Annotated in this window: 23 protein-coding genes and 1 pseudogene; 15 read left to right on the top strand and 9 right to left on the bottom strand. The window is 67.9% G+C overall.

Annotated features, from left to right (window positions below):
• Nucleotides 1-192 precede the first annotated feature (192 nt).
• From IE660_RS13230 to IE660_RS13215, 4 genes are all read left to right on the top strand, one after another.
• Nucleotides 193-1497 carry an extracellular solute-binding protein gene (locus IE660_RS13230; RefSeq protein WP_203568851.1) on the top strand — a complete coding sequence of 435 codons (1305 nt, stop codon included), beginning with the start codon at nt 193-195 and terminating at the stop codon, nt 1495-1497.
• A gap of 74 nt (nt 1498-1571) precedes the next feature.
• A complete protein-coding gene (locus IE660_RS13225) occupies nt 1572-2423 on the top strand; it encodes a carbohydrate ABC transporter permease (protein WP_203568850.1) in 852 nt (283 codons plus the stop codon).
• Entirely contained in the window at nt 2413-3408 is a 996-nt protein-coding gene (locus IE660_RS13220; protein ID WP_203568849.1) for a carbohydrate ABC transporter permease, read from the top strand. Before IE660_RS13225 ends, IE660_RS13220 begins: the two co-directional genes overlap by 11 nt.
• On the top strand, nt 3380-4105 hold the full coding sequence (locus IE660_RS13215; protein WP_203568848.1) for a hypothetical protein: 726 nt from the start codon (nt 3380-3382) through the stop codon (nt 4103-4105). The genes IE660_RS13220 and IE660_RS13215 overlap by 29 nt, the downstream gene beginning before the upstream one ends.
• An 18-nt stretch (nt 4106-4123) precedes the next feature.
• On the opposite strand, the gene IE660_RS13210 is transcribed toward IE660_RS13215, so the two are convergent.
• Nucleotides 4124-5254 (bottom strand): NADH:flavin oxidoreductase/NADH oxidase, encoded by a 1131-nt coding sequence (locus tag IE660_RS13210; protein WP_203568847.1) that lies wholly within the window; start codon nt 5252-5254, stop codon nt 4124-4126.
• 174 nt (nt 5255-5428) lie between these two features.
• Here IE660_RS13210 and IE660_RS13205 point away from each other — a divergent pair, with 174 nt between their 5' ends.
• The gene (locus tag IE660_RS13205) at nt 5429-6142 is read left to right on the top strand and encodes an ion channel (RefSeq protein ID WP_203568846.1); all 714 of its coding nucleotides are present in this window, start codon (nt 5429-5431) and stop codon (nt 6140-6142) included.
• A gap of 29 nt (nt 6143-6171) precedes the next feature.
• Here IE660_RS13205 and IE660_RS13200 read toward each other — a convergent pair whose 3' ends face one another.
• On the bottom strand, nt 6172-6432 hold the full coding sequence (locus IE660_RS13200; RefSeq protein ID WP_203568845.1) for a TM2 domain-containing protein: 261 nt from the start codon (nt 6430-6432) through the stop codon (nt 6172-6174).
• 363 nt (nt 6433-6795) lie between these two features.
• Between IE660_RS13200 and IE660_RS13195 the strand changes: the two genes are divergently transcribed.
• Nucleotides 6796-7182, top strand: a complete 387-nt coding sequence (locus IE660_RS13195; RefSeq protein ID WP_203568844.1) for a rhodanese-like domain-containing protein — start codon at nt 6796-6798, stop codon at nt 7180-7182.
• A gap of 64 nt (nt 7183-7246) precedes the next feature.
• Here the strand turns inward: IE660_RS13195 and IE660_RS13190 are convergent, their stop codons facing one another.
• Nucleotides 7247-7804, bottom strand: coding sequence for an NUDIX hydrolase (locus tag IE660_RS13190; RefSeq protein WP_203568843.1), 558 nt, complete (start codon nt 7802-7804; stop codon nt 7247-7249).
• Nucleotides 7805-7847: 43 nt separating this feature from the next.
• Between IE660_RS13190 and thrC the strand changes: the two genes are divergently transcribed.
• The 6 genes from thrC to IE660_RS13160 all read left to right on the top strand — a co-directional run bounded on the left by thrC (nt 7848) and on the right by IE660_RS13160 (nt 11943).
• Nucleotides 7848-9293: a threonine synthase gene (thrC, locus tag IE660_RS13185; RefSeq protein WP_203568842.1), complete on the top strand. Its 1446-nt coding sequence runs from the start codon at nt 7848-7850 to the stop codon at nt 9291-9293.
• Nucleotides 9294-9484: 191 nt separating this feature from the next.
• Complete coding sequence (rpsF, locus tag IE660_RS13180; protein ID WP_203568841.1) at nt 9485-9775, top strand: 30S ribosomal protein S6; 291 nt, start codon at nt 9485-9487, stop codon at nt 9773-9775.
• A 111-nt stretch (nt 9776-9886) separates the two neighbouring features.
• Entirely contained in the window at nt 9887-10411 is a 525-nt protein-coding gene (locus IE660_RS13175) for a single-stranded DNA-binding protein (protein WP_203568840.1), read from the top strand.
• A gap of 137 nt (nt 10412-10548) precedes the next feature.
• The gene (gene rpsR / locus IE660_RS13170) at nt 10549-10788 is read left to right on the top strand and encodes a 30S ribosomal protein S18 (protein WP_203568839.1); all 240 of its coding nucleotides are present in this window, start codon (nt 10549-10551) and stop codon (nt 10786-10788) included.
• Nucleotides 10789-10803: 15 nt separating this feature from the next.
• Nucleotides 10804-11250, top strand: a complete 447-nt coding sequence (gene rplI, locus IE660_RS13165; protein ID WP_203568838.1) for a 50S ribosomal protein L9 — start codon at nt 10804-10806, stop codon at nt 11248-11250.
• A 219-nt stretch (nt 11251-11469) separates the two neighbouring features.
• Nucleotides 11470-11943, top strand: a complete 474-nt coding sequence (locus IE660_RS13160; RefSeq protein ID WP_203568837.1) for a GNAT family N-acetyltransferase — start codon at nt 11470-11472, stop codon at nt 11941-11943.
• Nucleotides 11944-12060: 117 nt separating this feature from the next.
• Here the strand turns inward: IE660_RS13160 and IE660_RS13155 are convergent, their stop codons facing one another.
• The 3 genes and pseudogenes from IE660_RS13155 to IE660_RS13145 all read right to left on the bottom strand — a co-directional run.
• On the bottom strand, nt 12061-12354 hold the full coding sequence (locus IE660_RS13155; protein WP_203568836.1) for a DUF1905 domain-containing protein: 294 nt from the start codon (nt 12352-12354) through the stop codon (nt 12061-12063).
• Between the two features lie 182 nt (nt 12355-12536).
• Nucleotides 12537-13988: a class II fumarate hydratase gene (gene fumC / locus IE660_RS13150; protein ID WP_203568835.1), complete on the bottom strand. Its 1452-nt coding sequence runs from the start codon at nt 13986-13988 to the stop codon at nt 12537-12539.
• Nucleotides 13989-14148: 160 nt separating this feature from the next.
• Nucleotides 14149-14619: pseudogene (locus tag IE660_RS13145) on the bottom strand (phosphotransferase); the annotation flags it as partial.
• A gap of 88 nt (nt 14620-14707) precedes the next feature.
• Between IE660_RS13145 and IE660_RS13140 the strand changes: the two are divergent.
• Complete coding sequence (locus tag IE660_RS13140; protein ID WP_203568834.1) at nt 14708-15772, top strand: Gfo/Idh/MocA family protein; 1065 nt, start codon at nt 14708-14710, stop codon at nt 15770-15772.
• Here IE660_RS13140 and thpR read toward each other — a convergent pair.
• Entirely contained in the window at nt 15744-16340 is a 597-nt protein-coding gene (gene thpR / locus IE660_RS13135; protein ID WP_203568833.1) for an RNA 2',3'-cyclic phosphodiesterase, read from the bottom strand. The two genes, IE660_RS13140 and thpR, sit on opposite strands and share 29 nt — an antisense overlap.
• A 41-nt stretch (nt 16341-16381) precedes the next feature.
• Here thpR and IE660_RS13130 point away from each other — a divergent pair, with 41 nt between their 5' ends.
• Entirely contained in the window at nt 16382-16918 is a 537-nt protein-coding gene (locus IE660_RS13130; RefSeq protein ID WP_203568832.1) for an AAA family ATPase, read from the top strand.
• Here IE660_RS13130 and IE660_RS13125 read toward each other — a convergent pair.
• Together IE660_RS13125 and IE660_RS13120 are read right to left on the bottom strand one after the other, a co-directional pair.
• A complete protein-coding gene (locus tag IE660_RS13125; RefSeq protein ID WP_203568831.1) occupies nt 16891-17418 on the bottom strand; it encodes a GNAT family N-acetyltransferase in 528 nt (175 codons plus the stop codon). The two genes, IE660_RS13130 and IE660_RS13125, sit on opposite strands and share 28 nt — an antisense overlap.
• A gap of 31 nt (nt 17419-17449) precedes the next feature.
• Nucleotides 17450-18115 (bottom strand): hypothetical protein, encoded by a 666-nt coding sequence (locus IE660_RS13120; protein ID WP_203568830.1) that lies wholly within the window; start codon nt 18113-18115, stop codon nt 17450-17452.
• 312 nt (nt 18116-18427) lie between these two features.
• Here IE660_RS13120 and IE660_RS13115 point away from each other — a divergent pair, with 312 nt between their 5' ends.
• Nucleotides 18428-19117, top strand: coding sequence for an ABC transporter ATP-binding protein (locus tag IE660_RS13115; RefSeq protein ID WP_203568829.1), 690 nt, complete (start codon nt 18428-18430; stop codon nt 19115-19117).
• Nucleotides 19118-19119: the final 2 nt, after the last annotated feature.

Raw genomic sequence — 19119 nt, 5'->3', positions numbered from 1 at the left:
AGTTGCCAGCCGCAGGGATGGCATCGGGGCTTGTGGGCTCGTTCGTGGGGCTTGATTGTTGCGATTCAGTCACGGGGTCTGGGCAAACGCTTTCCCAGTGGGTACTGTTCCAGCAAGTCGCCCTGAAGGCTGACTGCTGCTGTCACCGTCGATGCACCGCGGACTACCCCGCGACCCCAGGAGGTCTGACCCATGCTCAATCGTCGCCAACTTCTCACTGCGGCCGGTCTCGCCGGTGTGGGCCTCGCCGCTGCGGCCTGCTCCAGCGGTGGAGGAGGCGGGGATGCCGATCAGCCGGCCGCCCCCAAGTCCGACGCGGTGCTCAAGGGCACGCTCAACATCATCACCCCGGAGTTCGCCGGCACCGACGGCAAGAAGGCCTTCGAGGGCGACATCCTCAAGAAGTTCACCGAGAAGCACCCGGATGTGAAGTTCCAGGTCGACTACACCCCGTGGGACAAGCTGAACGAGAAGCTCTCGACCCAGATCGCCGGTGGTCAGGCGTCCGACCTGATCATGATGGGCATGGGCTGGACCGCACCGTTCGCCCAGAAGAAGGTCTTCGCCCCGCTCGACGAGTCGGTGCTCGGTGAGGCCAAGATCCCCGAGTTGCTGCTCGAGAACGCCAAGTGGGACGGCAAGCTCTACGCAGTGCCGCTGCTGCTTGAGTCGCGTCCGTTCATCTACCGCAAGGACCTGCTGGCCATGCACGGTGTCGACAACCCCGAGCGCGACACCATCGATGACTTCACCGAGCTGCTCCGCGAGCTCAAGGGCAAGACCGGTGGCGTCCCCCTCGACATGTTGGCCTCGAGCCTGCGCCAGGTGTGGGGTCAGATGACCTTCGCCTTCGGCGGCACCCAGTTCAGCGAGGACGGCATGGAGGCCCACTTCAACAAGGAGCCCGCGGTCAAGGCTCTGCAGTGGATGGTCGACATCCAGAAGGAGAAGCTGTCGGACTTCAACCTGCGCGTGGCCGCCGGCCAGCCGGGTGCCTACCAGACCGGCAAGTGCGTCATCGGTTGGCAGTCCTCGGGCGTGTGGCCGTCGCTGGCCCAGCAGAGCCCCGAGCTCGTCAAGGACGAGAACCTCGGCATGATGCTGTGCCCCAGCACCGAGGCCGGAAAAAAGGTTCTCTACCAGGGCGGCACGCTGGTCGGCCTGTCGTCGCGCACCAAGAACGAGGACGCTGCCCTGGCCGCGCTCCAGTACCTGGTGTCGAACGAGGCGCTGGCCGCGGCGAGCAAGTTCACCGGCAAGGTGCCCGCCAACTCCAACATCGCCAAGGGCACCGACCTGGGCGGCAACAAGATCCTCGACTACTCGCAGCAGAACCTCGAGCACTCCGTCACTGACGGTGGTACGGCTGCCTGGATGGAGATCCGCGGAAAGATGGATCCGATCCTCGAGGGCGCCGTGCTGGGCAAGAAGGGCGTCCAGGAGTCGATCGAGGAGTTGCAGAAGATGGCGGAGGACTCGATCGGGCGGATCAAGTGAGCCACAGCGCCACGCTCACGCCGGCGGGGTCGACTCGACCCCGCCGGCGTGGCTCGTCCCTGAGGGCGGAGAAGATGTGGGGCTGGCTGCTGACGCTGCCGGCCCTCATCCACACGCTGATCTGGGTGGGCGCTCCGGTGGTCGTGGCCATCTTCATGAGCTTCACCGACTACGACGTGGTCAACCCCCCCGAGTTCAACGGTGGCGCCAACTACACCGAGCTGATGGGCGACCAGGTCTTCTGGCGCGCGTTGTGGCACAACCTGATCATGGTGACCTTCGGGGTGCCGATCTCGATGTTCATCGCGCTCGTGCTCGCGGTTGCCCTCAACCAAGCTCTGCGCGGTCAGTCCTGGTTCCGGACGATGATCTTCATGCCGCACGTCACCGCAACCGTGGCGATCGCCATGATCTGGCTGTGGATCTACGCCCCCGGAACGCCGGGTCTGGCCAACCGGATCCTGAGCTTCGTCGGGCTGGGGCCGTTCAACTGGCTGACCAGCACCGACCTGGCGCTGCCCGCGGTCATCCTGGTGACCATCTGGCAGGGCATCGGCATCAAGATGCTGATCTACCTCGCTGCCCTGCAGGGCGTCTCGCACGAGCTCTACGAGGCCGCTGAGGTCGACGGTGCGAACACCATCCAGAAGTTCTTCCAGATCACCGTTCCGCTGCTTCGTCCGGCGACGTTCTTCGTGTTGGTCACCTCGATCATCGGCAACTTCCAGACCTTCGACCTGATCTTCAACCTGACCAACGGTGGGCCTGCCAACGCCACCACGGTCATCACCTACCAGATCTACGTGGCTGCGTTCCAGCAGTTCCGGATGGGTTACGCCACAGCGATGTCGGTCATCCTGTTGCTCGTCCTGCTCGTCCTCACCCTGCTGTCACGCAAGATCGTGGGGGGCACCGATGGCGAATGAGACCAACACTCCTGACATCGAGGACGTCACCCGCACGCACGTGCCGGGCGACCCTGCCGACGACAGCATCCAGCAGGTGCGCAGTTCGACACCCGACCATGCAGTCAAGGACGTCTCTCAGCGTCGTCGTCGGCGGATCTCGAGGACGATCCTGTGGGTGATCCTGGCGGCCATCTCGGCCGCGATGGTGCTGCCCTTCCTGTGGATGTTCTTCACCGCCGTCCGCTCGCAGGACGAACTGGGCCAGCCCAATCCGCCCTTCTTCCCGCGCTCGTGGCACTTCGAGAACTTCGGTCGGGCGATTGACGCGGCACCGTTCCACATCTACGCCCGCAACAGCTTCATCATCGGCATCGTCAACGTCTTCACGACCCTGTTGTTCGGTGCCTCGGCGGGTTACGCCCTGGCGAAGCTGCGGTTCAAGGCGGCGCCGTGGATCTTCGGGTGGTTCCTGGCCACGATGATGATCCCGTTCTACGCGACTGTCATCCCGTCGTTCCTGCTGGTGCGGTTCATGCCGCTGTTCGGTGGCAACGACATCTTCGGCCAGGGTGGTCAGGGCTGGATCGACTCGTGGTGGGCGCTGCTGGTGCCCGGCATGGTCGGTGCCTTCTCGATCTTCCTGCTGCGCCAGTTCTACGTGACCACGCCGACCGAGTTGATCGAGGCGGCGCGCATCGACGGACTGTCGGAGCCCAGGATCTGGCTCGAGATCATGACCCCGTTGGTGAAGCCGGGCCTGCTGACCGTCGGCCTGCTGAGCTTCGAGGGTGGCTGGAACAACTTCCTGTGGCCCTTGTTGGTCACCAGGGACGAGAGCCTGCGGGTGATCCAGGTGGGCCTGTCGGTGTTCCGGCAGGAGTCCAACACCCAGTGGGACCTGCTGATGGCGGGGACGACCCTGTCGGCGCTGCCGATGATCGTGCTCTTCATCATCTTCCAGCGATACTTCGTGAATGGCTTCGTCAACTCGGGCATCAAGTAGGTCGTCGAAAGCTCTCGACGCCCTTCGCAAGCCGTCGGCGTTCTTCTCGTCCAACTGGGCGGGACTCGTGGCCGGGGCCACCCTCGTGGGGGTGGTTCCCGGCCTCGCTGGCGTGATGCGGGTGGTGACCTCGCTCGACCGGCACGTGGACGAGGGCTTCTTCACCCCGATGAGGCAACTGCGAGCCACCTGGCGCCGTGACCTGCCGGTCAGCCTCACCTTCGTGGTGGTAGCGGTGATGGCGCTGGTCAACCTGTGGGCGATCATCAACGTGGAGTCCAGCGTCAGGGTGGCTGTGAGCGGCTTCCTGATCCCTGTTGTCTGGGTGGTGACCATCATGGGCTCGGCCTACGTCGCCGCTGCCTCGGCGCAACCTTGGCATGCTTCGCGTGAACAGGTGCTCGGGCTGACGGCGGTGTTGGTCAAGCAGCGTCCGGTCAGGGCGCTGCTGACCCCACTGCTGCTGCTGGGACTGCTGCCGGTGGTGCTGCTGCCGCCGCTCACTGTGGCGGTCGGGCTGAGCCTGCCCGCGTGGGTGGCGGGGGAGTGGTGGGGCGTGCGTCGCTGGCGCGAGGAACTCGACCCCGCACCCGACGTCAAGCCCCTGCCCGACCCCGACGACCTTGACCTGCGCTGGCGCCGGATGGCCCAGCAGAACCTGGCTCGTGAGCGGTCACACGACCCCCAGGCTGGTTGACGAGCCAAAGACGAGCGCTCAGAACGCGCGCCAGAACTGCGCCGCGCGGGGGTTCTCGTCCGAGGCGACTCGCAACTGCCGCGCGGCCGAGGCCGGCCAGTGCGGGTCGACCAGTGCGGCGCGTCCGATGCTGATGCCGTCGGCCTGACCGGTGACCAGGATGCTCTCGGCCTGGGCGGCCTCGGTGATCAGTCCGACCGCGGTGACGTAGGCAGGATGGCCGTTGAGGGTGAGGCCGGCCAGCGCCTTGCGCACACCCGCGGCCAGGGTCACCTGGTAGCCAGGAGCGGGAGTGATCGCGATCGCACCGATGCCGCCGCTGGACAGGTCGAAGGCGGTGACGCCCTCGTCCCACAACTGGCGGGCCAGCTGCTGGGTCTGCTCCAGGGTCCAGCCGTCCTCGTTCCAGTCGGTGCCCGAGAACCGGATCGCCAGTGGCTTGTGGTCGGGCCACACCGCACGGATCGCCTTGGCCACCTCGAGCACGTAGCGTGTGCGGTTCTCGAAGCTGCCGCCCCAATGGTCGGTGCGGTCGTTGGCCAGCGGCGACAGGAACTGGTGGATCAGGTAGCCGTGGGCGGCATGGATCTGGACCACGTCGAAGCCGGCCTCGTCGGCGCGACGGGCGGCGTCGGCCCAAGCCTGGATGCTGGCGAGGATCTCGTCCTCGCTCAACCCGCGGGCGGGAGCCAGATCACCGAAGGGCGCGCCTGAGCCCGAGGTCACGGTCTGCCAGCCGCCGCCGTCGGTCGGGATCGAGCCTGACAGTCCGTTGTTGAGGAACTGCGGCAGCCAGCCGTAGGTCGACGCCTTCGCGCCGGCGTGGGCGAGCTGCACCCCGGCAGCCGCGCCCTGGCTGTGGATGAAGTCGACGACGCGGCGCCACTGGTCGCGTTGCGCGTCGTTCCACAGCCCGACGTCACGGTTCGAGATGCGTCCCTCGGGTGAGACTGCGGTGGCCTCGGCGATCACCAGACCGAATCCTCCGGCGGCCTGCGCGCCCAGGTGCACCAGGTGCCAGTCGGTGGGCACGCCATCCTCGGCCTCGGCCGAGTACTGGCACATCGGGGCGAGCACGGTGCGGTTGCGCAGGGTCAGGCCGGGGCCGGACGGGGCAGGAACGGTGACAGGAGTGAACAGGTGGGCCATCGGAGCAGCCTATTTGGTGCCCTGAACCGGGTCTCAGCCACCCCGGGTGATGGTTTCGTGCCACGCGATCGTGGCTTGGGTCGAAATCTGGGCCATTTCAGCGATCGCGTGGCACGAAACCATCAGACAGGCGTTGCCACCTGGGCCGGCGAGCGCCGGGCGTACGCTGCCGCCATGGAGCCAGTGGTCGAGAGCGTCGTGCGGCAGAAGTGGTGGCCGGCCCTGCGCCGCAACCCCAATGCGTCGCTGCTGGCCATCCAGCTGTTGAGCATCCTGATCTACCCGTTCCTCGAGGGCTCGGGCTCGCACTTCGGGCGCAGCATGTTCAGCCTGCTCGGACTGTTGGTGCTGGTGATGGCGATCCGGGCGGTGAACGCGACCCCGATGTTCACCTGGGTGGGGTTCCTGCTGCTGGCTCCGTGCGTGGTGCTCACCGTGGTCGATGGGGTACTGGGCTGGGTGCAGCCCTGGCACGTCTGGAGTGACGTGTTCCACATGCTCTTCTACGCCTACACGACGATCTCATTGATCGTGTACATGTTCCGTGACACCCACGTCACCAGCGACGAACTGTTCGCGGTCGGGGCGTGCTTCACGGTGGCGGTGTGGACCTTCGCCTACGCGTTCTCGATCATCCAATACCTGGTGCCGGGGTCGTTCGTGGCAGCCAGCCCGGGAGAGACCAGGGGATGGTTCGAACTGTTGTTCCTCAGCTGCACCACGATGACCTCGACCGGGTTGAGCGATGTGGTGCCGGTGCGGCCGCACGCCCGAGCCGTGGTGATGGTCGAACAGATCGCGGGCATGCTCTACATCGCGATGGTGGTGGCCCGACTGGTGGCGATGGGACTGCGCCGCCACGAGTCGTTCGGCACGCCAGCCCACTGAGGTGACGCGCGCCCGAGGAGGACGAGCCCTCAGCTGCGCATCGGCCTGCCCTCGGAGTCGGTCTGACGGGTGCAGAGCATGATGATGCCGTCGATCAGGGGCCAGATCGCCCCGAAGCCGAGGGTGACCAGCGTGACGAGCAACTGGGCGACGCCGATGCCGATGTCGCCCTTGTAGAAGCGCCCGATCCCCAGGCCCCCGAGGAAGATCTGCAGCAGCCCGGCCACCAACTTCGACTTCTCCGAGTAGGGCAGGCCGGTGCCCGGCTCGTACCCGTAGGGCGCCGCCATCGTCGCCAGCGCCGGGTTCCAGCTGGTCTGGGGACCGTAGGGATTCGGCTGGCCGTAGGCCGCGTACTGGTCGTACTGCGCCGGGCCGTACTGCTGCTGGCTGTACTGCGGTTGCCCGTACTGCTGCTGTTCGTACTGCTGTTGGGGAGAGGTGTACTGCTGGCCGTAGGGGTCGGCACTGCCCGGGTGGTCAGGGGTGTCTTAGGGCATCGGCATGTTCCCAGCCGACTGCTGGTTCTGCGACTGCGTCGGCTCGTACTGCCAGCTGTTCATCGTGATCCTCTTCCCGGGGCGGTGGCCGGTGGGTGTTCACGCTCGGGGCACTCCACGGATCATTCTGCCTGATGTGGTGTGATGGGCGCCATGGGACTGCGTGACCGCTTGCGAGAACGGGTGATGCCCGAGGGCGGCATCACCGTGGACGAGGCGCTCGCCCTGTTGGCTTCCGGTGGTGTCCTGGTCGACGTCCGCAGCCTCGAGGAGTACAAGGCCGGCCACGCGCCGGGGTCGCGACTGGTCGACCACAAGGATTTGCAGCACGACGCCTGGTTCGCGGTGCACGCGGGCGATCCGCTGGCCGAGCCCGATGGGACGATCGTCTTGGTCTGTGACACCGGGCTGCGCTCAGGGTTGCTGGTCGAGGCCGTCCGCGGGCAGGGCCACCGCTGTGAGTTCATCGCTGGGGGGCTGGTGGCCTGGAAGTCCTCGGGCAATCTGTTGCTGCCCGGGCCGCCACGCACCCGCCGCTGAACCTGCAGAGGACGGACTGCACGGGAGTCGCGCAGTGATCTGCGGTCGGACTGCCTCAAGCTGCTCAGACAGTGCCTGAGGCCCTCAGACGGGCGACGGCTCGTCCCACCACGGGCACCAGCACGGGGTTGGGCAGCTCATCCACGTCGAACCAGGCCACGTCGATCGACTCCGCACTGACCGCGTGCTCGACGTCGGGCTGGGCGATCGCCACGAACCGTACGTCGAGGTGCGTCCCGCAGTGTCCGAAGTCACCGATCAGGTCGTGGCGGTCGAGTTCGAGCACACCGCCGAGCAGCTCCAGGTCGTCGACACCAGACTCCTCCCGGGCCTCGCGCAGCGCGCCGTCGGCCAGCGAGCGGTCGTCCAGCTCGAGGTGCCCACCGAACTGCAGCCAGACCTGCGCCTTGAGGTGATGGGTGAGCAGGACGCGTCGTCCCGTGGGTTCGAGCACCACGCACGAGGCGGTCAAGTGCGCCGGTGGACCGGCCTTGCGGTGGCCGTCCGGGTGCGTCGCCAGGTGGCTCAGGAAGTCGTTGCGCAGCACGGCCTGGGGCTCGTCGGGGGCCTGCCACTGACGCAATTCGTCGATCGCGGCGGCGTGCAGCTCGTCCCAGCCCATGTGCCCTCCTGGCCGCCGCGGGCGCGGCATCTATCCTTGGCGGGTGCGTTACGTGTCCACCCGCGATGTCTCCCAGACGGCGTCCGCGACCTTCTGCGACATCCTGCTCGAGGGGCTCGCTCCCGATGGAGGACTCTACCTTCCCGAGCGCTACCCCCGGCTGACCACCGGCGACCTCGCCGAGCTGCGCAGGTTGTTGAACGACGAGGGTTACGCGGCGGTGGGGGCACGGGTGCTGGGCGCCTTCATCGACGACATCGAACCCGATGACCTGCGCGCCATCTGCGAGCGGGCCTGGAACGGGGAGGTGTTCGCCACCGACGAGGTGGTGAGGGTCAGCGAACTGGACGACGGGCTGTGGCTCGCGCACCTGTCCGACGGCCCGACCGCGGCCTTCAAGGACATGGCGATGCAGCTGCTCGGGCAACTGTTCGAGCACGAACTCGCCCGCCGCGGACGCACACTCAGCATTCTTGGCGCGACCAGCGGTGACACCGGCTCGGCCGCCGAGTACGCCATGCTCGGACGCGACCGGGTCGAGGTGTTCATGCTGACCCCGGCGGGCCGGATGACTCCCTTCCAGCAGGCACAGATGTTCGCCCTGGACGACCCCAGCGTGCACAACCTGGCCGTCGACGGGGTGTTCGACGACTGCCAGGACCTGGTCAAGGCGGTGCTGGGCGACGCCGACTTCCGTGAGCGTCACCGCCTGGGCGCGGTGAACTCGATCAACTGGGCCCGGCTGGTCGCCCAGGTCGTCTACTACGTGATCGCCTGGCTTCGGGTCACTACGGCGGACGACCAGCAGGTCTCCTTCTGCGTGCCCACCGGCAACTTCGGCAACATCTGCGCCGGCCACATCGGCCGCGAGATGGGTCTGCCGGTGAGCACCCTGCTGCTGGCCACCAACGAGAACAACGTGCTCCAGGAGTTCTTCACCACAGGCGTCTACCGCCCGCGCGGGGCTGCCGAGACCCCGGCCACCTCGTCCCCGTCGATGGACATCTCGAAGGCCTCGAACTTCGAGCGGTTCGTCTTCGATCTGGTCGGACGAGACGCCGCCCGGGTGCGGGAGTTGTTCCTGGTCGACCTGGCTGAGCAGGGCTGGTTCTCGCTGGCGGGAACGCCTGAGTTCGAGGCGCTGCGTGAGCGGTTCGGGTTCGTGGCGGCCTCGTCCACCCACGCCGACCGGGTGGCCGCGATCAAGCGCACCCATGCCGAGCTCGACGTGCTGATCGATCCGCACACCGCTGACGGGGTGACCGTGGCGCAGGGCTTCCGTTCGGCGAGCGGCGCCGACGAGCCGATCGTGGTGCTCGAGACCGCGTTGCCGGTGAAGTTCGCCCAGACCGTGCGCGAGGCCATCGGGCACGAGCCCGAGATGCCCGAGCGGTTCGCCGGGCTCTTGGACGCCCCCCGGCAGGTGACCGAGATCGCCAACGACCCGGTGGCGGTCAAGGAGTTCATCGCCACCCACACTCGCTGGTAGCGCTGGCGGGGGTGCAGGGGGTCGCCCCCCGCTGGTAGCGCTGGCGGGGGTGCAGGGGGTCGTCCCCCGCTGGTAGACTCCTTCACTGGCCCTGCCACCGTGCCCATGCACAACCGGCGGGGCCGGCACATGCCCTCCTGCCACGGGAACCGCCCGTGGCCGCTCAAGACCAGAGGAGGTGGAGTTCGCGCATGCGCAAGTACGAAGTCATGGTCATCATCGATCCCGACGTGGACGATCGCCAGGTGAACCCGCTCATCGAGAAGCACCTGAAGGTGATCACCGATGCCAAGGGGACTGTCGACAACATCGACGTGTGGGGTCGTCGTCGGATGGCCTACGAGATCAACAAGAAGCCCGAAGGCATCTACGTCGTGCTGAACGTGTCGGCTGAGCCTGCTGTCGTCAAGGAGATGGATCGCCTGATGACCATCGACGAGCAGATCATGCGGACCAAGGTGATGCGTCCCGACGCTCACTGAGCGTCGACGACAGCCTTCATCCACAGCTTCGGAACAACCCTGTAGAACTGTCGGCCCCTCGTGGCAGGCTGGTCTGCACTAGTTCCTCAAGTCCGATTCGGAGACCCAGACATGGCAGGCGAAACGCCCATCACCCTCGTCGGCAACCTCACCGCCGACCCCGAACTGCGCTTCACCCCCTCGGGTGCAGCCGTGGCCAGTTTCACCGTGGCCTCGACCCCGCGCACGTTCGACCGTCAGACCCAGGAATGGAAAGACGGCGACGCCATGTTCCTCAACTGCTCGGTGTGGCGCCAGGCGGCCGAGAACGTGACCGAGTCCCTGCAGAAGGGGATGCGCGTCATCGTCCAGGGCCGGCTCAAGTCGCGCAGCTACGAGACCCGCGAGGGTGAGCGTCGCACCGTGTTCGAGGTCGAGGTCGAAGAGGTCGGTCCCTCCCTGCGTTACGCGACCGCCAAGGTGAACCGGACGAGCTCGTCCGGCTCCAGCGGCGGCGGTGGCTGGCAGCAGCAGGGCGGCAACTCCGGTGGCGGCGACAACTGGTCGCAGCGCCCGAGTGGCCAGGGCAACTCCGACAACCGCAGCGGTGGCGCTGACCCTTGGGCCCAGGCCCAGGCCGAAGAGCCCCCGTTCTGATCGGACGAACCCACAGATTCCACCCGGCACGTCGCCGGCACCAGATGGCCTCTGGAGTCGGCGCGGCAGGGACAGGCACATTCCGGCGAGAGCCGGGCTTTCGGGGGCCTGACCCCCAGAACTAGGAGAGCACCACAATGGCCGGTCCACAGCGCAAGCCTGTGAACAAGAAGAAGATCGCCCCGGCGAAGTCGATCCGCATCGGCACCGTCGACTACAAGGACACCGCGACCCTGCGGAAGTTCATCTCCGAGCGTGGGAAGATCCGCGCCCGCCGTGTCACCGGACTCTCGGTCCAGGAGCAGCGCAAGGTCGCCATCGCGATCAAGAACGCTCGCGAGCTGGCCCTGCTGCCCTACGCCTCGACGGCCCGCTGAGAAGGGGACTGACTGATGAAGCTCATTCTCACCACCGCCATCGAGAAGCTGGGTGTCGCCGGCGACGTCGTCGAGGTGCGTGACGGCTACGGCCGCAACTACCTGCTGCCCCAGGGCAAGGCGATCGCCTGGACCCGTGGCTCGGAGAAGCAGATCGAGGGCATCAAGCGGGCGCGTGACGCCCGTGAGATCCGCGGTCTCGACCACGCCAACGAGGTGCGTGCCCAGATCGAGGCGCTCAACGTCGAGGTCGCGGCCCGCGCAGCCAGCGAGGGCAAGCTGTTCGGCGCGGTCACCGCGTCCGACATCGCGCTCGCCGTCAAGAAGGCCGGCGGCCCCGCCGTCGACAAGCGCTCGGTCGTGATCAGCAAGCCGATCAAGACCGTGGGCACCCACACCGTGGGCATCAAGCTGCACGAGGCCGTCACCGCGCACCTACCGGTGGCCGTCGTGTCGGCCTGACGCCTGGCAGACGCATACAGGGCTCGGACTCCGCTGGGGTCCGGGCCCTGTGGCATTTGTGCTCTCCCGCCCACGCCCTCCGCCCCCGGCCTCCCGCGCTGAAGCACACCTTGCTGCGTCGAGCACAAGCAATTGCCTGTGCTTCACACAACACGGTGTGCCTCAGTGGAGTCCGAAAGGCGGTTGACCCGCGCCGAATCCGACCGGCAGTCTGGCGCGGTGAGCAGCCCGGTCACCGTACGTCAGGCCCGCGTCGAAGACGCCGAGGGCTTCCGGCGCCTGCTGGTCGGGTTCACCGGCTACGCCGACAAGGTGCCTTGGGACGACTACCTGGCCCGCTACAGCGCCCGGGTCGACGACCCGACGTGGTGCCTGATCGTCGCCGAGGACCAGTCCGGTGAGCTGATCGGTTACGCCGTCGCGCAGGACTTCACCCCCAACCTGCGCGCCACCTTCACCGTCGGCCGGGTGGACGACCTGTGGGTCGATCCCGAACGCCGACGCGGTGGCACCGGCCGTGCCTTGATGGAGGCGGTCTTCGACTGGGCGCGGTCTCGTCCCCAACCGATGGTGCTCGACTGGCAGTCGACGCCGGAGGCGGTGGCCTTCTACGAGGCGATGGGCTTCGAGGCCGATCGGGTCGGTGACCAGGCCGAGTACCCGGCCTTCTGCCTCGACCTGCGCACGCGCTGACCTTGGCTGAACCCGAGCCCTCTCCGCTGAGGCACACCATGCTGCGTGAGGCACACGCAATTGCTTGTGCCTCACAACACACCCTGTGCTTCAGCGAACAGGGGCGAGCGCTGGGAGTCAGTCCAGAACCGGATGCAGGCAGACGGTCAGCTCGTCCCCCTCGGCGACGCCGTTGGCCTTGCGCACGGCGGCCTTGATCGGCAGCACGAAGCACTGGCGACCTGAGTCGGGGAACACCGAGGTGCGCCAGGTGATCGTCCCGGCCTGTACCTCGACCCGCACCGATCCCCAGCCGCCGTGCTGCCCGGTGGCGTCGAGGTCGTCGGAGATGTCAGGCGGCACGTCCATCAGGTGCATGGCCGGGTTCGACGGCCAGCGATAGATCACGCCGGTGAACTGGTACTCCTCCACGCCGCCATTGTGCCGGTCGGGGAGTCAGGCAGTGGGGGNGCCAGCGATAGATCACGCCGGTGAACTGGTACTCCTCCACGCCGCCATTGTGCCGGTCGGGGAGTCAGGCAGTGGGGGGTCAGGCAAGGGGGGAGTCAGGCAAGGGGGGAGTCAGGCAAGGGGGGAGTCAGGCAAGGGGGGAGTCAGGCGCTGGGGTGGGTCATGTCGAGCGGCACCACCCAGGCGTCGAACTCGTCCTCGGTGAGGTGACCCAGCTTGAGGGCCGCATCCTTGAGCGAGGTGCCCTCTTTGTGCGCGGTCTTGGCGATCTGGGCCGCCTTGTCGTAGCCGATGTGGCGGTTGAGTGCGGTCACCTGCATGAGGTTGCTGGCCAGGTTGGCCTCGATCCGCTCGGTGTTCGGCTCGATGCCGACCGCACAGTTGCTGGTGAATGCCGCACAGGCATCACCCAGCAGCCGGATCGACTCCAGCACCGCGTGCGCCATCACCGGCTTGAAGACGTTGAGCTGGAAGTTGCCTTGGCTGCCGGCGAAACCGACGGTCGCGTCGTTGCCGAACACCCGGGTGGCGACCATGGTCAGCGCCTCGGACTGGGTCGGGTTCACCTTGCCCGGCATGATCGAACTGCCCGGCTCGTTCTCGGGGATGGTGATCTCACCGATGCCGTTGCGCGGCCCAGAGGCCAGCCAGCGCACGTCGTTGGCGATCTTCATCGCGGCCATCGCCAGCACCCGCAGCGCCCCGCTCAGGGCCACCAGAGCGTCGTGGGCCGACAGCGAGGCGAACAGGTTGTCGGCCTGGCGGAACTCGTGCCCGGTCAACCGCTGGATCTGGGCGGCGCAGTGGCGCCCGAAGTCGGGGTGCGCGTTCAACCCGGTGCCCACCGCCGTGCCACCGATGGCCAGGTCGGCCAGACCCTGCTCGGCCTGGCGCACACCGGCCAGCGCGAAGTCGAGTTGGGCGACCCAACCGCCGATCTCCTGCCCCAGCGTGATCGGGGTGGCGTCCTGCAGGTGGGTGCGGCCGACCTTGACCAGGTCTGTGTGCTGTTCGGCCTTGTCGGCCAGTACGTCCCGCAGGCCGGTGACTTGGGCGTAGAGGTGCTCGTGCAGGTCGAGCACGATCGCGATGTGCATGGCGGTCGGGAAGGTGTCGTTGGACGACTGCCCGCGGTTGACGTGGTCGTTGGGGTGGATGGGGGTCTTCGACCCTATCTCGCCGCCGAGGATCTCGATCGCCCGGTTCGAGATCACCTCGTTGGCGTTCATGTTCGACTGGGTGCCGCTACCGGTCTGGAACACCACCAGCGGGAAGTGGTCGTCGAGGTCTCCGCGCACCACCTCGTCGGCGGCCTGCACCACCGCGGCGACCTGCGCCTCGTCCAGCGGCAACTGGTCCAGCTCGGCGTTGGCCAGCGCGGCCGCCTTCTTGAGGATGCCCAACGCGCGCACCATCGAGCGTCCCCACACGAAGGTGTCGCGGCCGATCGGGAAGTTGCCGATCGAGCGTTGGGTCTGCGCTCCCCAGTAGCGGTCGGAGGCGACCTCGACCGCGCCCATGCTGTCCGTCTCGGTTCGCGTGCTCGCTGCCGGTGTGTCCTCTGCCGGTGTGTCCTGCGTCGGTGTGCTGGTCATCGTTCCACCCTAGGCGTGACGACCAGCCCTCGCGGCGTCCAGTTCGATCCCGATGGCCCGGGTCGTCGACCACGAACGGCTCGGACGACGGACGCAGACGCCGCCAGAGGCCTGGGCCACCGGCCGCGGTACCGGTCGGGTGGATCGTGTCGGTGGTGAATGACCAGCTGGTCGTGGGGTCGCCTCGGCCGCGGCCTGCGAAGACTCGTCCTCGGGTCGGTGCCTCGCGCATCTGCAGCACCAGCCACGCGACATCACGGGCGAAGTCGACCGAACCGGCGACGTCGACCGCCGTGGCCACGGCTCCGGGCAGCCAGGTCTGCACCGCCCAGGGCAGCGGGTAACCATCGCCCGGCTCACCGAGTGCCACCGGACGCGGCCCGGGCACCGTCACTGCATCAGCCAGTTCGGACGAGGCAGCCGCCTCGCGTTCGAGGAAGGCCAGCACCTGCGCCGGGTCGTCCCCATGCAGCGGGAATCTGGCGACCAGGTCGTCCCCGATCCGGAACAACGCGTTCACCGTGCCGTCACTGGGCACGGGTGTGATCGGCAGGCCCTTCCACTGCGGAAACTGGTGGCTGACCAGGGCGTGCACGGCCGCCTCGTCGACGTGGAGTTGTCCCTCGTGCATGGTCACCTCGCCGAGTCTGGGGCAGGTCGTGACCGCTGGCAACTCGTTTCGGGCGCTGGAGGTGGGCTGCAGCGTGTTGACTGGGCCCATGACTGCTCTTCCCACCAGCCGGGTGGCCGACCCGCGCACCGCCCCTGCCCTGCGCTGGGGCTTCGTCGGCACCGGATACGCCGCGACCATGCTGGTCAGCGACCTGCGCGCCCGCACCGACCAGCGGCTGGTGGCCTGCTTCTCGCGGGGACGCGAGGGTGCCGAGCAGTTCGCGCAGCAGTGGGGCTTCGAGCGCGTCGCCGGGTCGCTGGAGGAACTGCTCGCCGCCGACGACATCGACATCGTCTACGTGGCGACCCCGCACAACGACCACCATCCGCACGCGCTCGCCGCGATCGTCGCCGGCAAGCCGGTGCTGGTCGAGAAGGCCTTCACCCAGACCGCGTGGCAGGCCCGCGAGATCGTCGAGGCCGCCCAGCAGGCGGGTGTGGCCTGCATGGAGGCGATGTGGACCAGGTTCACCCCGCGCCACGACATCGTCCGCCAACTGCTGGACGACGGGGCGTTGGGTGAGATCGAGGTTGTCACCGCCGACCACGGCCAGTGGTTCGGCGACACCTCCCACCGGCTGCACGACCCGCAGCGGGCCGGTGGGGCGCTGCTCGACCTGGGGGTCTACCCGGTCAGCTTCACCCACTTCGTGCTCGGCACCCCCGGCCGGATCACGGCCCGGGGCAGCCTCACCGAGGCCGGCGTCGACCGGCAGGTCACCGGGATCTTCGACGACTACGCCTCGACGCCCGCCCAGGCCATCGTCCACACCACCCTGGCGGCAGCCACCCCGGTGCGAGCCGCCATCGTCGGAGACCAGGCCCGGGTCGAGCTCGACCACTTCTTCAACAACGGCCCGGTGGTCGTGGTGCCCAGGGGCGGCGATCGAGTGGTCACCGACCTACGGGGCTGGCAGGCCGAGGCCGGGTTGTCGTTCCAAGCTGCCCACTTCGCCGCCCTGGTGGCCGCCGGGGCCACCGAGTCGGCGGTGATGCCGCACGCGGAGTCGATCGCTGTCATGCAGACCCTGGACGAGCTGCGCGACCAGGTAGGGGCGGTGCTGCCCGGTGACGAGCGCGCGGTCAGTCGCCGCGACCTGCTCGGGCTCTGAGGGCCGGCTTCCCGAGCGGGAAGCGTTCGCGCACCTCGTAGCGAGGTCTGCCACGCGGCCCCTGGCCCAGGTGTGACTGGACGAGCGCGATCTCGTCCACCTGCCACGACGGGGTGAACAGTTCGGTCAGCGCCCGCATCCAGCGGGAGGCCTCGATCGCTCGGTTGGCGCGGGCCAGGGTGACGTGCGCCACGTAGCGTTCGCGGGTCACCTCGATGCCGGTGGTGGTGGCAGCGTTGCGGGCCCGTTCGGCGAGCGCGGGCAGGGTGGCGGTGGGGTCGTCGACCGCTGCGTACAGCACCTTCGCGCGGCTGACGTCGGGGAAGCAGCCGACTCCGTTCAGGGCGAGCCGGAACGGTTCTGAGCGCTCGGCGGCGTGGGCGAGCTTGGGGGTGAGTTCGTCGAGTCGCCACGGTTCGACGGCGGCGTAGAAAGCCAGCGTGATGTGCCAGTGCTCGGGTGGTGACCAGCGCCAGGCCTGGTCGCGGCGAGGTTCGACCAGTACCTCGAGGTGGTCGCGCACCCGGTCGGGCAGCATGACCGCGGCGAACATCCGTTCGGTCTCCATGGTGACGAAGGCTAGTCCAGGCACCGTGCTCTACTGGAGCCATGTACGTGCTGGTGGGCGGCTGGCCGGGCTCGGGCAAGAGCACGCTCGGGCGTGCACTCGCGGCCGAACTGACGCTGGCGTACTTGGCCAAGGACGAGGTCAAGGAGGCGTTGTTCGCCGCGCTCGGCGAGCCCGGCTCGGTCGAGGAGTCTCAGCGCTGGGGACGAGCCGCGGTGCACGTCGTGCTGTCGATCGCCCGTCGTTGCCCCGGCGCGGTGATCGACTCCACCTGGTTCGAGTACAGCCGTGCACTGGTGGAACAGTTGCCAGGGCCGGTCGTCGAGGTGCGCACGGTCGTCCTGTTGGAGGTCGTCCGCGAGCGCTATCGGCGCAGGGCGGTGGGACGAGCATCCGGCCACCTCGACCTGCAACGCGATGAGGACGAGTTGTGGGCTCGTCCGGTCGAGCCGTTGGGGGTGGGGCCGCTGGTCGAGGTGGACACCTCGGGAGAGGTGGACGTCGCCGACGTGGCCGAGCGTGTGCGGCGGGCAGCCGAATCCGTGGTCGCTCAGTCCTCCGACGGCGGCGTCCAGTAGCCCAGCAGCGTCAGCCCGGACGAGCGCGCCACCCCGCGCGAGGCGACGTGGTCAACCTGGCAGCGATAGAGCGGCTCGTGGTCGCGTCGCCAGATCTCGCGCGACAGCGCGTGGACGACAGTCCTGGCATGGCCGTGCCCACGGTGGTCGGGCAGCACCAGCACGCCGATGTCGGCCAGTGGGCTGTCACGCCACGGGTAGGCGCTGGCGGCGGCCACCAACTGGCCGTCGTGGAAGGCGCCGACCACCGCCCAGTGGTCGAGTTCGACGAAGGCAGCGTCGAGGTCGTCCGCACTGGCCCTGGACTGGAACTCGTCGAACGCCGCACGGTCGTCCTCGGTGAGGGCCCGCACCTCGCTGGGGTCAGCCTGGGCGCGCACCTGGGCGCCGGTGGCCAGGTCGTAGTGGAAGATGCAGTCGGCGCCGGGGGCCTCGTGCTGGCCGAACTCGGCAGACCTGGCGGCCCAGAACCCGTCCACGACGGTGGCGAAAACACTCATGTCCACAGAGTTTTCCACAGTTGTGGATGAATCACACAGATGTAGTTCGCCGGTCCTGGAAGCTCTTGGTCGCCATGATCGACACCAGCAGCACCAACTCGAACAGGTTGGTGATCGCGCCGCTGTCGACCGGCACCTCGACGCCGCTGCCGATCGTCATGATCACCGCGCCGACGAACAGCCACGGCCAGCCCTGCTTCTTCCACAGCAGCGCGCCTGCCACGACCAGGAACGCGGCCACCACCAGCACCATCAGCGGGGGCCCCGACGCCGGCTCGGTGCTGTTGTAGCTGAGCACACCGAACTCCTGCTGCGGCTCCAGCGTGAGTCCTTGCACCTCGAGGAAGTACTCCGCCACCGTCAGCGCCAGCGATGCCGCGATCGAGGCCACCTGATACCAACGCGCCTGCGCCCACGAGAACCCGGCCCGGCGCAGTGTGTGCAACGCCCAGGCCACCAGCACGGGGGTGATCGCCGCGTGGATCCAGTACCTGGCGAGGTTGAGCCCCTCCAGCAGTGAGCCCTCACCAATCCACCGGCCGATGCCCAGCACCAGGTTGTCGTAGACCAGTGCGGCCACGACCAGCAGCGGCAGGTTGGCGGGAGTCCACCAGCCGTGGCGTGACGCCTGGCGCACACCCCAGACCAGCAGAACGAGGTAGGCCACGGCGAAGCCGAGGAAGAGGGGGGTGTCCATCGCCCCAGTATTCAGGCCCGCACAAGCCACGATGCCGTGGCGAGCGAGATCGGTGGCTTCTGGCCCGTGCGGTGATGGCCCGGCGGTGATGACCCGGGCGCGGTGATGGTTTCGTGCCACGCGATCGCCGTTCCTGGCCGAATCGGGGCACTTTGGCCAATCGCGTGGCACGAAACCATCACCCCTGAGGGTCTAGCGTCGTCCCTGAGAGGGAGAACCAGCATGGATGCCACCACTGCGCCCGTCCGCGAGGCGGTGATCGTCACCGAGGGCCTGTCCAAGACCTACTCGCGCCGCGGCGTCGACAGCTAGGTGCTGCGCGACCTCGACCTGACCATCACCCGCGGTGACTTCACCGTTGTGATGGGGCCCTCGGGTGCGGGCAAGTCGACCCTGCTGCACGCCCTCAGCGGCATGGACCAGCCCACCTCGGGCACCATCGACGTCGGTGGCGAGCGGATCTCGGACCGCACCCCCGACCAACTCGCCACCTTCCGGCGCCGCCACTGCGGCTTCGTCTTCCAACAGATCAACCTGCTCGACTCGATGACGCTGCTCGACAACGTGATCGCCCCCGGGCTGTTGATCGACCGTGATCGCTCCCGGGTCGCCGCCCGGGCCCGCGAACTGCTTGCCCAGGTCGGCATCGAGGACGACACCCAGACCCAATTCGTGCAGACCCTGTCCGGTGGCGAGGCGCAACGTGCCGCCGTCGCCCGAGCCCTGGTCAACCGGCCCACAGTGGTGTTCGCCGACGAACCCACCGGCCAACTCAACTCCGAGAACTCCCGCCGGGTGCTCGACGTGCTCACCCAGGCCAACCGCGACGGGCAGACCATCGTCATGGTCACCCACGACCTGCGCTCGGCGCTGCGCGGCAACCGGGTGCTCTACCTGCGCGACGGGGTGGTCGCGGGCGAGAAGCACCTGCCGCCCTACCAGGGCGACGACCCCGAACGCGAAACCACCATGGCTGCCTTCCTCGCCGACCTGGGGTGGTGAGC

The organism is Aestuariimicrobium ganziense (genome assembly GCF_015352975.1).
In the GTDB taxonomy this organism is placed as follows: Bacteria; Actinomycetota; Actinomycetes; order Propionibacteriales; family Propionibacteriaceae; genus Aestuariimicrobium; species Aestuariimicrobium ganziense.
This window is presented reverse-complemented; position numbering and strand designations above follow the sequence as displayed.

Coding starts and splice junctions, on each gene's coding strand:
- rpsR (WP_203568839.1), top strand. CDS start 10,549: ATGGCCGGTCCACAGCGCAAGCCTGTGAACAAGAAGAAGATCGCCCCG.
- thpR (WP_203568833.1), bottom strand. CDS start 16,340: ATGGAGACCGAACGGATGTTCGCCGCGGTCATGCTGCCCGACCGGGTG.
- IE660_RS13190 (WP_203568843.1), bottom strand. CDS start 7,804: ATGGGCTGGGACGAGCTGCACGCCGCCGCGATCGACGAATTGCGTCAG.
- IE660_RS13130 (WP_203568832.1), top strand. CDS start 16,382: ATGTACGTGCTGGTGGGCGGCTGGCCGGGCTCGGGCAAGAGCACGCTC.
- IE660_RS13175 (WP_203568840.1), top strand. CDS start 9,887: ATGGCAGGCGAAACGCCCATCACCCTCGTCGGCAACCTCACCGCCGAC.
- IE660_RS13210 (WP_203568847.1), bottom strand. CDS start 5,254: ATGGCCCACCTGTTCACTCCTGTCACCGTTCCTGCCCCGTCCGGCCCC.
- IE660_RS13140 (WP_203568834.1), top strand. CDS start 14,708: ATGACTGCTCTTCCCACCAGCCGGGTGGCCGACCCGCGCACCGCCCCT.
- rpsF (WP_203568841.1), top strand. CDS start 9,485: ATGCGCAAGTACGAAGTCATGGTCATCATCGATCCCGACGTGGACGAT.
- IE660_RS13195 (WP_203568844.1), top strand. CDS start 6,796: ATGGGACTGCGTGACCGCTTGCGAGAACGGGTGATGCCCGAGGGCGGC.
- IE660_RS13205 (WP_203568846.1), top strand. CDS start 5,429: ATGGAGCCAGTGGTCGAGAGCGTCGTGCGGCAGAAGTGGTGGCCGGCC.
- IE660_RS13120 (WP_203568830.1), bottom strand. CDS start 18,115: ATGGACACCCCCCTCTTCCTCGGCTTCGCCGTGGCCTACCTCGTTCTG.
- IE660_RS13220 (WP_203568849.1), top strand. CDS start 2,413: ATGGCGAATGAGACCAACACTCCTGACATCGAGGACGTCACCCGCACG.
- IE660_RS13125 (WP_203568831.1), bottom strand. CDS start 17,418: ATGAGTGTTTTCGCCACCGTCGTGGACGGGTTCTGGGCCGCCAGGTCT.
- IE660_RS13225 (WP_203568850.1), top strand. CDS start 1,572: ATGTGGGGCTGGCTGCTGACGCTGCCGGCCCTCATCCACACGCTGATC.
- IE660_RS13230 (WP_203568851.1), top strand. CDS start 193: ATGCTCAATCGTCGCCAACTTCTCACTGCGGCCGGTCTCGCCGGTGTG.
- rplI (WP_203568838.1), top strand. CDS start 10,804: ATGAAGCTCATTCTCACCACCGCCATCGAGAAGCTGGGTGTCGCCGGC.
- fumC (WP_203568835.1), bottom strand. CDS start 13,988: ATGACCAGCACACCGACGCAGGACACACCGGCAGAGGACACACCGGCA.
- IE660_RS13215 (WP_203568848.1), top strand. CDS start 3,380: ATGGCTTCGTCAACTCGGGCATCAAGTAGGTCGTCGAAAGCTCTCGAC.
- IE660_RS13200 (WP_203568845.1), bottom strand. CDS start 6,432: ATGGCGGCGCCCTACGGGTACGAGCCGGGCACCGGCCTGCCCTACTCG.